Source organism: Roseobacter sp. HKCCA0434, from assembly GCF_032464675.1.
GTDB lineage: Bacteria > Pseudomonadota > Alphaproteobacteria > Rhodobacterales > Rhodobacteraceae > Pontivivens.
The window spans coordinates 260555-273272 of record NZ_JAWDKL010000001.1; the positions used below are offsets into that span (position 1 = coordinate 260555).

The following is a 12718-nucleotide window of genomic DNA, read 5'->3' on the forward strand; positions in this document are numbered from 1 at the left end:
TAATCATAATTATGTAAATTTTGCATGGCCGAAAATGATTGACGTCGATCATTCTGTCGTGCCACGTGGCGCCATGAGCAAGTTACCGACATTGCAGGACGTCGCCGATGCTGCCGGGGTGAGTTACGCCACCGCCGATCGCGTCCTGAATGCGCGCGGCAACGTCGCTGCGAAATCGGCCGCGAAGGTTCGTAAGGCGATCGAGACTCTCGGCTATGTCCGCGACCGCAATGCCGCCAACCTGTCGCGACGGCGACGCATGGCGTTCCGCCTGCTGCTGCCCGACAGCGCCGGAGGTTTCTTCGAGACGATCCGCGCCGCGATCGACCGTCAGAAACCGCTTCGCGCCGCACAGCGGATCCAGCTCGAGATCGCGAGCTATACCGGCTTCGATCCCGTCGCTCTCGTCCGCGAGATCGATGCATGCGATCCCGCGGAAATCGATGGCGTGGCCGTCGTCGCGACGGATGCCCCCGAGGTGACACGCGCCCTGGTGGAACTGCGCGGGCGCGGCGTGCCGGTGGTCACGCTGGTCTCCGACACCGATCCTGCGGCACGCGCCGCCTATGTCGGCATGGACAACGTCGCGGCCGGTCGCGCCGCGGCGCGCTTGCTCGGGCTGTTCCAGGCAGGCCGACGCGGCGCGATCCTGCCCGTTCTGGGGGATGCCAAGTCGCGCGACCATGCCGACCGTCTCGCCGGGTTTCGCGAGGTGGTCGTGCGCGACTTTCCGCACCTCTCGGTGCTCGACCCTGTCGAGAGCCAGGACGATCCGACCCGCGTCGAAACCCTCGTGACCGCCGCCTTGAGATCCGATCCTCCGGCCGCGATCTACTCCATCGGCGCGGGCAATCGCGGCCTCGTGTCGGCGCTGCAGCATGTCCCGGTGCGTCCCCGCATCGTCGTGCACGAGCTGGGCGCCGTCTCCCGACAGGCCCTGGAACGCGACCTCATCGATGCCGTGATCGACCAGAATCCCGCCGTCGAGGTGGCCGAGGCGCTGGACCTTCTGACCCGACTTGCCGACGGCACGGCGCAGCCCGCGCTGCCGGCCGACCTGACCCCGCGCATCTATCTGCGCGACAACCTCCCCGAGCTTTCAGGAGATGCTCCATGACTTCCTATTTCGGCGATCTCGCCCCGCTGCCCGTCGATCCCGACGGCGATCTCAGCTTCCGCCATTACGATCCCGAAGAGGTCGTGATGGGCAAGCGGATGGAGGATAACCTCCGTTTCGCAATCTGTTACTGGCACAACTTCGTGTGGGACGGGAACGATCCCTTCGGCGGCCAGACCTTCCAGCGGCCCTGGTTCGCGGCCGACGACATGGAGATGGCCAAGGCCAAGGCCGATGCCGCCTTCGACATGTTCCGCATCCTGCGCGTGCCCTATTTCTGCTTCCACGACCACGATGTGCGGCCCGAGGGCGCCTCGCTGCAGGAGAGCCACGCACGCCTCAACGAGATCGCCGACTATTTCGAGGCGAAGATGGAGAACGGGCCGAAGCTTCTGTGGGGCACGGCCAACATGTTCTCCAACCGCCGCTTCATGGCCGGGGCGTCGACCAATCCCGACCCGGACGTCTTCGCCTACTGCGCCTCGACCGTGCGTGCCTGCATGGACGTGACACACCGCCTCGGCGGCGAGAACTACGTCCTGTGGGGCGGGCGCGAAGGCTACGAGACCCTGCTCAATACCGATCTTTCCCGCGAGATGGAGCAGATGGGACGCTTCCTGTCGATGGTGGTCGAGTACAAGCACAAGATCGGCTACGAGGGCACCATCCTGATCGAGCCCAAGCCGCAGGAGCCGACCAAGCATCAATACGACTACGACACCGCGACGGTCTACGGCTTCCTCAAGCGGTTCGGGCTGGAGAACGAGGTGAAGATGAACCTCGAACAGGGCCACGCCATCCTCGCCGGACACAGCTTCGAGCATGAGCTGGCAATGGCCAACGCGCTCGGCATCTTCGGCTCCATCGACATGAACCGCAACGACTACCAGTCGGGCTGGGACACGGACCAGTTTCCCAACAACGTGCCCGAAGTCGCTCTGGCCTATTACGAAATCCTGCGTGGTGGCGGCTTCACGACCGGCGGCACGAATTTCGACGCGAAGCTCCGGCGCCAGTCGCTCGACCCGGTCGACCTGATTGCCGCCCATGCCGGTGCGATGGATGTCTGCGCGCGCGGCTTCAAGGCGGCGGCGCGGATGTACGAGGACGGCGTGCTGGAGGCCGCACGCGCCGAACGCTATGCCGGCTGGGACCGGCCCGAGGCGCAGGCCATGCTTGCCGAGGGCGCGACGCTCGACGCCATCGCCGACCGGGCCGAGGCCGCGGCGCTCGACCCGCAACCCGTCAGCGGACGGCAGGAGCGGCTGGAGAACATCGTCAACCGCTACGTCTGAGGCCCAGGCCTCACTTGCGGATGTCGATCGCCTCTTCGGTCAGCAAGGGCGTGTAGTCCCTGCCCCGCCACACAGGAATGCCCATCGCCCTCAGATCGTCGAGGGCGGCGGCGACCTCCGGGGCCGGGGTGGGATCCGCATCGCGCATCAGCACACGCCGCACGCGGCCCGGCCAGCGTGCGGCGGCATCGCGATAGACCTCCGCATCGTGCTGGCCGCTGTCACCGATCAGCACGAAGCCGAGGCCCGGATGCGCCTCGAACAGCCGGTCGATCTGCAGGCCCTTGTGATCGCCATGCGTGCCGCTGATGAACTGCGTCTCGCTGACGCCGAGATCGCGCAGGAACAGCGGCCCGCGCACCAGCCCCGCGCGCTTGAACAGCACCGTCTCCAGAAAGGCGTGCAGGTTCCAGGGCGAGGAAGAAACGTAATAGACCGGGTTGTGATCGTCATGCAGCCGCTCGATCAACTCGACCGCATCGGGGAACACCTTGCGCGTCAGGGCCGAGCCGGTCAGCGACGTCCACAGGTTGCGGAGGATCGAATAGGCCCCCGTCTCCATCATCGTGTCGTCGATATCCGAGATCACGCCGTAATCCGCGGCAGAGTTGTTCACCAGCACATCCGCCAGCGTATCGCTGCTGTCCACGCCCGGAATCGTCAGCGGGATCGCGTGCCAGCCCGGATCCAGCTCCGAGCGGGGCACGTCGAGCGTGAAATACCCCTCCTCGTCCGTGACGACCGTGCGGTTGAAGGTCACGGCGCGCACCGGCACGCCCGCCACCTCGTTGGTGAAGAACAGCGACAGCATCTGCCGCAGGTTGGTGAACCACCCGTGCCGCGGGTCGGGCTGCGTCCGCCGCAGGCCGATCAGCACCCGTCCGCGCAGAATCAGCCGAGTCGGCGTCGCGTAGCCCAGATAGGCGTCGATCACCGGCGGCTTGTTCGGTGCGACCGGGATCAGCGGATCGAGCGCCCGCTCCAGCCAGATCGCAGTGCGGTGCAGGGTGGTTTTCATCATGCGGTCGGCCATTCGCTTCGGGGATTGCGACACGATCTAGCGCCTCGGCCCCGGTGACAAGCCCCCTGCCCCTTACTTTGTCGTGCGCCATCGCCTAGATTGCGGTCGACCAACTCCCTGCCCGAGAAGCCGAGATCCCGATGCCCCGCTCCCCCCGCCGGACCCGCCGCCAGGCCCGCCCCCGCACGTCGCTCGTCCAGCGCTGGCGCGGCAATTTCCTGACCGGCCTCGTCATCGTGGCCCCCATCGGGCTGACGATCTGGCTGATCTGGACGGTCATCACTTTCATCGACGCGACTGTCGTGCCCTTCGTGCCGCGCGCCTACAATCCGGCGACCTATCTCGGCAACGACGTGCCGGGTTTCGGCGTCATCATCTTCCTCTTGTTCACCGCGATCATCGGCTACCTGACCAAGGGCCTGGTCGGCCGCTCGATCCTGCGCTGGTCCGAAGGGTTGGTGGAGCGCACACCCATCGTCGGCAGCGTCTATAACGGCATCAAGCAGATCGCCGAGACGATCTTCAGCCAGTCGGGCACCTCGTTCAAGCAGGCCTGCCTGATCCAGTACCCGCGCGAGGGCCTGTGGGCCATCGCCTTCGTCTCGACCGACACGCGCGGCGAGGTGATGCAGAAGATCCCCGAGGAGGCCGCCGTCTCCGTCTTCCTGCCCACCACGCCGAACCCGACCAGCGGTTTCCTGCTGTTCGTGCCGCGCAAGGACATCGTCTTCCTGGAGATGTCGGTGGAGGACGCGGCCAAGCTCATCATCTCCGCCGGTCTCGTCACCCCGCCGACCGAGGCCGAGCGGGCCGCAGGCGTGCGCGTCGCCAACCGGCGCGGAGAGCCGATCGCGCGGCGCAGTCCGGCCTGAAGCGTTCAATTCGGCTGCCAGCTTCTCGAGCCGCGCATCGTCGGGCCGCGGCATGGCAATCCAACGGTTTTGCCTCGCACTTTATGCCAGCAAGGTCCGCAAGACCTCACCGCAGCGCGCCTTCATCTACCAAATCGCCGTGCCGGGGGGCGGCCTGACGATGCGCGGCGGCCTACGGCCTTGACGTCGCGCGAAGCGCAAGCCGCGATGAAAAGAAAGGGCGGGCCCCACGGCCCGCCCTTTTAGCTCAGTCGCAAAAGCGGATCACTCTTCCTCGACCCACCACACATCCGGCATGAACCCGATCCAGTAGCCATAGATCGGCAGGTTCTCCTCCGGGTAGTGCAGCTCGTCCTTGTGCGCCACGCGCACGATCGGGTCGAACCAGAACGGGATCGCGTAGCGCCCCGTCGTCAGCACCCGGTCGAGCGCGCGGGTCGCCGCCTGCAACTCCTCGGGGCTGGTCGAGCCGAGCATCGCCTCGATCATCGCATCCACCGCGGGGCTGTTCACGCCCGCATAGTTGCGCGAGCCCGTGGCCTCGACATTTTCCGATCCCCAGTAGTTGATCTGCTCGGTCCCCGGCGAAAGCGACAGGCCCCAGGTATGGGCGATCATGTCGTAGTCATACGTGTCCAGACGCTCCGCATATTGCGCGCTGTCGACCAGCGACACGTTCATCTGGATGCCAAGCTGCTGCAATGCCTCGGCATAGATCGCCGTGACCGCCTCGTTGGCGGAGGAGCTGATCAGCACCTCGAACTCGAACGGCTCGCCCGCCTCGTTGCGCAGCACGCCGTCCTGCAAGGTCCACCCCGCCTCGGTCAGCAACTGCTGCGCCGCGCGCACATTTCGCCGGTTGCGCAGGTCGTCCGTGCCCATCGGCAGTTCGTAGGCGCCCAGCACGTCCTCGGGCAGATCGTCCATATAGGGCTCGAGCAGCGCCGCCTCGGCCTCGCTCGCCTCGCCTTGGAAGCCCAGGTCCGAGTTGTCGAAATAGCTCTGGATTCGCTGCGGCTGGCCCGCATTCAGACGCTGATTGATGAACTCGAAGTTGAACAGGTGCAGCATCGCATCGCGCACCCGGATATCCGAGAAGATGTCCTGCCGCGTGTTGAACACCAGCCCCGCCATCCCCGACGGGCGCTCGTGCGGCACCTCCGACTTCACCACATCGCCCCGCTCCACCGCCGGGAAGTCGTACTGCTCGTCCCAGCGCGCGGCGGAATATTCGACGTAATAGGACGTCTCGCCCGAGGTGAAGGCCTGCCAGACCGCCTCGCTGTCGCCGAAGAACTCGTAGCGGATGGTGTCGAGATTGTGCCGCCCGACATTGAACGGCAGATCGGCGGCCCAGTAATCGGGATCGCGGTCGAACTCGATATACCGACCCGGCTCGAAGTCCCCGATCGTGTAGGGGCCAGAGGCGATGAAGGGCCGCAGCGAGCTCTCGGTGAAGTCCACCCCGTCCCAGTCCGCCTTCTTCAGGATCGGGCGCAGGCCCAGGATCAGCGGCAGCTCCCGGCTCTCGCCCGTGGTGTCGAAGCGGATCGAGCGCTCGCCCGTCTGCTCGTAGCCCGTCACCCCGGCCCAGCCCGAGCGGTAGCGCCCGTGCCCCTGCTCGCCCAGCGTCTCGAAGGACCAGATCACATCCTCGACCGTGACCGGCGAGCCGTCGGAGAATCGCGCCTCGGGGTTGAGGTGGAATTCGATCCAGTCGCGGTCCTCGCTCATCTCCACCGATTCGGCGAGCAACCCGTATAGGCTGAACGGCTCGTCCCAGTTTCTACCCAAGAGCGACTCCGCCACATGCGCGCGCGCGCCATAAGGCGCATTGCCGCGCTGGATGAACGGGTTGAGGCTGTCGAAGGTGCCACGTCCCCCCTCGACCAGCGTGCCGCCCTTGGGCGCGTCCGGGTTCACGTAGGGCAGATGCTCAAAATCTGGTGGCAGCGCAGGCTCTCCATACATAGCGATGCCATGCTGCGGCTCGGCCAGACCTGCGCTCGCTGTCAGGACGATTGCCAGCGCTGCTAAACTCTTACGGGACATTTTCACACCATTTGCCTGTTTCTCACCGATTGATTTCGGCCAGCCTAGCCGTCCGTCCACCCCGGCGCAAAAATTCTCTTTGTGTCCACCCGCACCGATCCCTATATTGAGGGCACTGCTCGATAGGTTTCTTGCCTGTATGAAACCTGCCTCAATACTGGACCCCCTCGCGTGCGAGGGGGTTTTTTTTGGCCGTTAACCGAAACTTCGGCCCCCCTGACCTAGATAGCCGGGATGGGGCCGTGCATACCGGCCCCGGCAGTCAAAGCAGAGGCACCACGATGCTCGACTTCATCGACCAGGCAAGTTTCATGGCGCATGGCTACTGCCTGCTCTGGCAGCCGTGGCTGGTCACGCTCTTCGCAGGCTCCGACCTGATGATCTTCGCGGCCTACAGCGCCATTCCCCTCGCGCTCGTCAGCTTCCTGCGCCAGCGCCCCGACCTGGCGGAACGACGGGTCGTACGGCTCTTCGCGGCCTTCATCCTGCTATGCGGCACGACGCACCTGCTCGGCATCGTCACGCTCTGGTTCCCGGCCTATCCCGTGCTCGGCGTCCTCAAGTTCGCCACCGGCGTCGTGTCGATCGTCACCGCGATCGTCCTCTTCCGCATGATTCCGCGGCTGGTCCTGCTGCCCCATCCGCGCGATCTGGAGGGGGCCAACGCCAAGCTGCGCGACGAAATCGCGGCGCACGAGGCGACGTTGGAGGAGTTGCGCGCCATGCAGCGCAATCTCGAAGGCCTCGTCGACGACCGCACGTCCGAGCTCGACCAGTCCAACCGCCGCCTGCGCGTGCTGATGCGCGAGATGGCCCATCGCAGCCGCAACCTCCTGGGCGTGGTGCAATCCATCGCACGGCAGAGCGCGCGCTTCGCCCCCGATCTCGACCGCTTCGTGCCCCAATTCGGCGCGCGTTTGCAGGTGCTGGCCGAGGCCACGAACGAGATGGCGACGACCGAGGACCAGCGCGAGACCGATCTCGGCGACGTCCTGCGTCGCCAGATCGCGCCCTACGAGATGAGCTATCCCGAGCGGATCACGCTCGATGGTGCGAAGATCAGCGTTGGGACCGAAATCGCGGGGCAGATCGCCCTGGTCGTGCACGAGCTTGCCACCAACGCCGTCAAATACGGCGCCCTGTCGCAGGAGCGAGGCCGGGTCCGCCTCGGCTGGCGGTCGGAGGAGGACGGGGCGCTGACGCTCGACTGGACCGAGGAGGGCGACGGCCCGGCCGATCTCGACGCGGCCTCGGCCAATGGCGGGTTCGGAACCATGCTGCTGACCCGCGCGGTGCCCGGAACCCTCGATGCGCGCGAGGTCTCCTACGAGCCGACACCGACCGGCCTGCGCTACCGCCTCGTCATACCGGCGAGCGCGCTGCACCCCACCGGCCCCGCCGACAGCCAGACGCCGGACGCGATGGAGGCCGAACCGGGGCCCGACCCCCTGCCCCAGCCGATCTGACCTCCGGCGACCAACGCCTTTTCGGCTGGCCTTCGCGCCCGCAGCAATTAGATGGTGCCCCGACACAGCGAAACCCGTCGAAGGAGCATCCCATGTCGGTCAAGGGCAAGGTCGCCATCATCACCGGATCGAATTCGGGCATCGGCCTCGGCGTGGCCGAGGAACTGGCCCGGCTCGGCGCGAAGGTCGTTCTCAACTCCTTCTCCGACAGCGACGAGGACCACGCGCTGGCCGAACGGATCTCGGGCGAGCACAACACCGGGGTCGCCTATATCCAGGCCGACATGTCCGACCCCGAGGCGACGCGCGCGCTGGTCACGAAGGCGCACGCGAAATTCGGCCGCGTCGACATCCTCGTCAACAATGCAGGCATCCAGCACGTCGCGGGCATCGATGAGTTCCCGACCGAAAAATGGGACGCGATCATCGCCATCAACATGTCGAGCGCCTTCCACACCACCGCCGCCGCGCTGCCGCTGATGCGCGAACAGGGCTGGGGCCGCGTGGTCAACATCGCCTCTGCCCACGGCCTGACCGCCTCGCCCTACAAGTCGGCCTATGTCGCCGCCAAGCACGGCGTCGTTGGCATGACCAAGGTCGTGGCGCTGGAGACGGCGCAGGAGCCGATCACCGCCAACGCCATCTGCCCCGGCTACGTGATGACCCCGCTCGTGGAAAAACAGATCCCCGAGACGATGGAGAAATACGGCATGGACCGCGAGACGGCGATCAAGGAGGTCCTCCTCGCCCGCCAACCGTCCAAGGAATTCGCGACGACCCAGCAGATCGGCGGCACCGTCGCCTTCCTGTGCTCGGACGCGGCGGCGCAGATCACCGGCACGACGATCAGCGTGGACGGCGGCTGGACCGCGCTCTGATCCGGACCCGAGCCGGGGGACCAGTCCCCCGGACCCCGCACAAGCCGGGGGACCAGTCCCCCGGACCCCGCCCTTAGCCGGGGGCCAGCCCCCGGACCCCCTGGGGATACTTGATCGAAGAAGAAGGAGCGGCATGGCCTCCAAGACCATCAATCTCGCATTGCAAGGCGGCGGCGCGCATGGCGCGCTGACCTGGGGCGTGCTCGTCCGTCTGCTGGAGGAGGAGCGGCTCGACATCGAGGGCATCACCGCCACCTCCGCGGGCGCGATGAACGCGGCGGCGCTGAAATGCGGCTGGGTGACGGATGGCCGCGCGGGCGCGATCGCCAAGCTCGACACCTTCTGGCGCGCGGTGGCCGAGCGCAGCCCGGCCTCCAACCCGCTGATGCACTGGCTGCAGGTCGTGAACCCGATGCTGGGCATGGGCCTGACCGCCTTCCAGACCGGCCCGGGCTATTTCGCGGGCGAGACGCTGACCCGCGTCTTTTCGCCCTACGACTTCAACCCGTGCAATTTCCACCCGCTGCGCGACCTGATCGGCGAGTTGAACTTCGCCTCGATGGATGAGCCGGAGGGGCCGGACCTCTTCATCTGCGCGACCAATGTGCGCACGGGCAAGATCAAGGTGTTCCAGGGCGAGGAGATCTCGACCGACGCCGTGCTCGCCTCCGCCTGCCTGCCTACCCTGTTCCAGGCGATCGAGATCGACGGCGAGGCCTATTGGGACGGCGGCTATATCGGCAACCCCGCCCTCTTCCCGCTGTTCTACGAGACCGAGACCCGCGACATCGTCATCGTCCACATCAACCCGATCGAGCGCGACGAGGTGCCGGTGCGCGCCACCGACATCCTCAACCGGATCAACGAGATCAGCTTCAACTCCTCCCTGCTGCGGGAGCTGCGCAACATCGACTTCGTCAAGCGGCTGATCGAGGACGGCGTGCTGGCGGGCACGCGCTTCAAGGACGTGCTGATCCACTCGATCCGCGACGACGACACGATGGCCGCGCTCGGCGTGGCGAGCAAGCTGCAACCAGACCGCACCCTGCTCGAAGATCTGCGCGCCAAAGGCTACGCCGCCGCCGACACGTTCCTGCAAGAGAACTGGCAGAACCTCGGCAAACGCTCCTCCGTCGATCTGCGCGCGATGTTCGAGTGAGCGTCAGTCGAGCCGCGTGACCCACAGAATCTCCGCATCGTCGTCGGAGATCGAAATTACGTTGTGCCCCATCGCCGCGTCGTAATAGGCGCTGTCGCCGCGCTGCATCTCGACCGGCTCGTAGAACTCGGTGAAGAAGCGGATGCGCCCCGTCAGGACGTAGAGGAACTCCTCCCCGTCATGCCGCACCCAGCCGTCGAACGCCTCGAAGCTGCGGGCGCGGATGCGGGCGCGATAGGGCAGCATCGACTTGCGTACCAGCTCCGCGCCCAGCAACTCGTGCTCGTAGGTCGCGGTGATCAGCGGCCGCCCCTCGCCGCGCCGGGTGATCGTGCGCCGCGCCAGCGCCCGGTCGTCGGACGGGGGCGTGAAGAGCTGCGGCACGGAAATCCCCAGCCCCCCCGCCAGCTTCTGCACCGCGTCGAAGGTCGGCGACATCTGCTCGTTCTCGATCTTCGACAGCGTCGAGCGCGCGAGCCCCGCCTGCTTTGCCGCCTGCTCCAGCGTCCAGTTGCGCGCCTTGCGCAGCGCGCGCACCCGTTCGCCCAGACGCAGCGGCTCGGGGTTTTCGGTCGGTCCGCTCGCACGGCCGATTTCCAGGACGGAGGGGCGTTTTTCGCTCATCCGCGATGAGATAGGACATGGACGCGCCCCGCACAATATGGGAGCCAAGGCCATGCCCAGCCTTCATCGCGACACCCCGCCCCCCTGCCCCGCGCCCTTCAACATGGCCGAACACGTCATGCAGGCCGGGCGCGCCACCCCCGACCGCACCGCGCTCGAGATCGTGGAGACGCCCGGAACCGTGGCCGAGCGCTGGACCTTCGGCGAACTCGACACCGCCATCGGACGGGCGGCGGGTGCGCTCGGCGCCGCGGGGGTCGCACGCGGCGACCGGGTGGCGCTGCGGCTCGGCAACAGCGTCGACTTCCCGCTCGCCTTCTTCGGCGCGCAGCGGCTGGGCGCGGTGCCCGTGGCGCTCTCGGCGCAACTGACCGCGGCCGAACTCGCACCGATGCTCGCCGACTTGCAGCCCTCCCACGTCGTGCGCGATCCTGACCTGCCACTGCCGCCGCTCGACATTCCAATCCTCGACCCCGCCGCCTTGCGGACGGGCGACGACATCCCGGCGGTCGAGACCCGACCCGATGACCCGGCCTATATCGTCTTCACCTCCGGCTCATCCGGTCGTCCGCGCGCCGTTGTCCACGCACACCGGGCGGCGCACGCACGGCGGATGATGTGGCACGACTGGTACGGGCTGACGCCCTCCGACCGGATGCTGCACGCGGGCGCGTTCAACTGGACCTTCACGCTCGGCACCGGGCTGACCGATCCCTGGGCCGCGGGCGCGCAGGCGATCATCTACACCGGCCCGGTCGAGGCGGACACGCATGTCCGGCTGATCGCAGAGCACGCGCCGACGATTTTCGCAGCCGTTCCCGGCCTTTACCGCCGGATGCTCAGACAGCCGAACCTCGCAGCCGCGACGCGCTCGCTCCGGCACGGCCTCAGCGCGGGCGAGGCGCTCGCTCCCTCCCTGCGCGCCGCCTGGCGGCAGGCGACCGGCACCGATCTGCACGAGGCGCTCGGCATGTCCGAGGTCTCGACCTATATCTCCTCCTCCCCCGACCGGCCCGCGCCAGAAGGGGCGACCGGCTGTCCGCAGACCGGACGGCAAGTGGCGGTGCTGGGCGAGGACGACCAGCCCCTCCCGCGCGGCGAGGCCGGGGAGCTTGCCGTCCACCGCTCCGATCCCGGCCTGATGCTCGGCTATCTCGGCGGCGACCCGCTGCCCGAGTGGTTCCGCACCGGCGACCGGGTCGAGATGGGGGCGGACGGGGCCATCCGCTATCTCGGACGGCTCGACGACCTGATGACCGTCGGCGGCTACCGCATCTCGCCGCTGGAGGTCGAGCAGGCGTTGACCGCCTGCGACGGCGTGGCCGAAGCCGGGGTCTGCGCCATCCGGCTGTCGGACGACCTGTCGATCCTCGCGGCCTTCCTGATCGGCACTCCGCGCGACGTTAGCGAGGATCTGGCCGCGCGTCTTGCATCCTACAAGCGCCCCCGCCACATCCAATGGGTCGCCGACCTGCCGCGCGGCGCGACGGGCAAGCTGAACCGCCGCGCGCTGCCCGCCCTCTACGATCCGAAAGGAGCGCCATGACCCGCCTCGACATCCTCTCCGACCCGATCTGCCCGTGGTGTTATATCGGCAAGGCGAAGCTCGACGCGGCGCTGGCCGCGACCCCCTACCCGTTTGAGATCACCTGGCGGCCCTTCCAGCTCAACCCCGACATGCCGCCCGAGGGCATGGATCGCCGCGCCTACCTGAACGCCAAGTTTGGCGAGGAACGCGCAACCGCCTTCTACGCGCAGATCGAGCAGGCCGCGCGCGACGCGGGGCTGGAGGTGAATTTCGACGCGATCGAGCGGACGCCCTCCACCATCGACGCGCACCGCGTGATCCGCTGGGCAGGCCAGACCGGCGACCAGGGCGCGCTGAAGGACGCCCTGTTCCGCGCCTATTTCGTCGAGGGCAAGGACATCTCAGACCGCGACCTCTTGGCCGAACTGGGCGCCGAGGCAGGGCTGGAGGCCGACGTGACCCGCCGCCTGCTCGACGGCGACGCGGACGTGGCCGAGGTGAAGGCCGAGGATGCCGAAGCCCGCCAGATGGGCGTGACGGGCGTGCCCACCTTCCTGATCGGCGGGCGCTACGCGGTGCAGGGTGCGCAGGACACGGCGACATGGGAAGGGATCATCGCCGACCTGTCGGCGGCGCGCGACCAGATGACCGAAGGCGGCGCGAGCGCGACTTGAGCCGAGGCATGAAAAAACCCGCCACGCGGGCG

Annotated in this window: 11 protein-coding genes; 8 read left to right on the forward strand and 3 right to left on the reverse strand. The window is 67.3% G+C overall.

Features of this window, described 5'->3' with window-relative positions; translation table 11 throughout:
• Window positions 1–73 precede the first annotated feature (73 nt).
• Both RX333_RS01325 and xylA read left to right on the forward strand, forming a co-directional pair.
• Window positions 74–1117: a LacI family DNA-binding transcriptional regulator gene (locus tag RX333_RS01325; protein WP_316013103.1), complete on the forward strand. Its 1044-nt coding sequence runs from the start codon at window positions 74–76 to the stop codon at window positions 1115–1117.
• Window positions 1114–2412 (forward strand): xylose isomerase, encoded by a 1299-nt coding sequence (xylA, locus tag RX333_RS01330; RefSeq protein WP_316013104.1) that lies wholly within the window; start codon window positions 1114–1116, stop codon window positions 2410–2412. The genes RX333_RS01325 and xylA overlap by 4 nt, the downstream gene beginning before the upstream one ends.
• A gap of 10 nt (window positions 2413–2422) precedes the next feature.
• Here the strand turns inward: xylA and RX333_RS01335 are convergent, their stop codons facing one another.
• The gene (locus RX333_RS01335) at window positions 2423–3433 is read right to left on the reverse strand and encodes an App1 family protein (protein WP_316013105.1); all 1011 of its coding nucleotides are present in this window, start codon (window positions 3431–3433) and stop codon (window positions 2423–2425) included.
• A gap of 140 nt (window positions 3434–3573) precedes the next feature.
• Here RX333_RS01335 and RX333_RS01340 point away from each other — a divergent pair, with 140 nt between their 5' ends.
• Window positions 3574–4305, forward strand: a complete 732-nt coding sequence (locus RX333_RS01340; RefSeq protein ID WP_316013106.1) for a DUF502 domain-containing protein — start codon at window positions 3574–3576, stop codon at window positions 4303–4305.
• 264 nt (window positions 4306–4569) lie between these two features.
• On the opposite strand, the gene RX333_RS01345 is transcribed toward RX333_RS01340, so the two are convergent.
• Complete coding sequence (locus RX333_RS01345; protein ID WP_316013107.1) at window positions 4570–6357, reverse strand: extracellular solute-binding protein; 1788 nt, start codon at window positions 6355–6357, stop codon at window positions 4570–4572.
• Between the two features lie 281 nt (window positions 6358–6638).
• On the opposite strand from RX333_RS01345, the gene RX333_RS01350 reads away from it, so the two are divergent.
• From RX333_RS01350 to RX333_RS01360, 3 genes are all read left to right on the forward strand, one after another.
• Complete coding sequence (locus tag RX333_RS01350; protein ID WP_316013108.1) at window positions 6639–7823, forward strand: sensor histidine kinase; 1185 nt, start codon at window positions 6639–6641, stop codon at window positions 7821–7823.
• A gap of 92 nt (window positions 7824–7915) precedes the next feature.
• On the forward strand, window positions 7916–8701 hold the full coding sequence (locus RX333_RS01355; protein WP_316013109.1) for a 3-hydroxybutyrate dehydrogenase: 786 nt from the start codon (window positions 7916–7918) through the stop codon (window positions 8699–8701).
• Window positions 8702–8834: 133 nt separating this feature from the next.
• Entirely contained in the window at window positions 8835–9860 is a 1026-nt protein-coding gene (locus tag RX333_RS01360; RefSeq protein WP_316013110.1) for a patatin-like phospholipase family protein, read from the forward strand.
• A 3-nt stretch (window positions 9861–9863) separates the two neighbouring features.
• Here RX333_RS01360 and RX333_RS01365 read toward each other — a convergent pair whose 3' ends face one another.
• Window positions 9864–10484 (reverse strand): XRE family transcriptional regulator, encoded by a 621-nt coding sequence (locus RX333_RS01365; RefSeq protein WP_316013111.1) that lies wholly within the window; start codon window positions 10482–10484, stop codon window positions 9864–9866.
• 52 nt (window positions 10485–10536) lie between these two features.
• On the opposite strand from RX333_RS01365, the gene RX333_RS01370 reads away from it, so the two are divergent.
• Window positions 10537–12030 (forward strand): class I adenylate-forming enzyme family protein, encoded by a 1494-nt coding sequence (locus RX333_RS01370; protein WP_316013112.1) that lies wholly within the window; start codon window positions 10537–10539, stop codon window positions 12028–12030.
• Entirely contained in the window at window positions 12027–12686 is a 660-nt protein-coding gene (locus RX333_RS01375; protein ID WP_316013113.1) for a DsbA family oxidoreductase, read from the forward strand. The genes RX333_RS01370 and RX333_RS01375 overlap by 4 nt, the downstream gene beginning before the upstream one ends.
• Window positions 12687–12718: the final 32 nt, after the last annotated feature.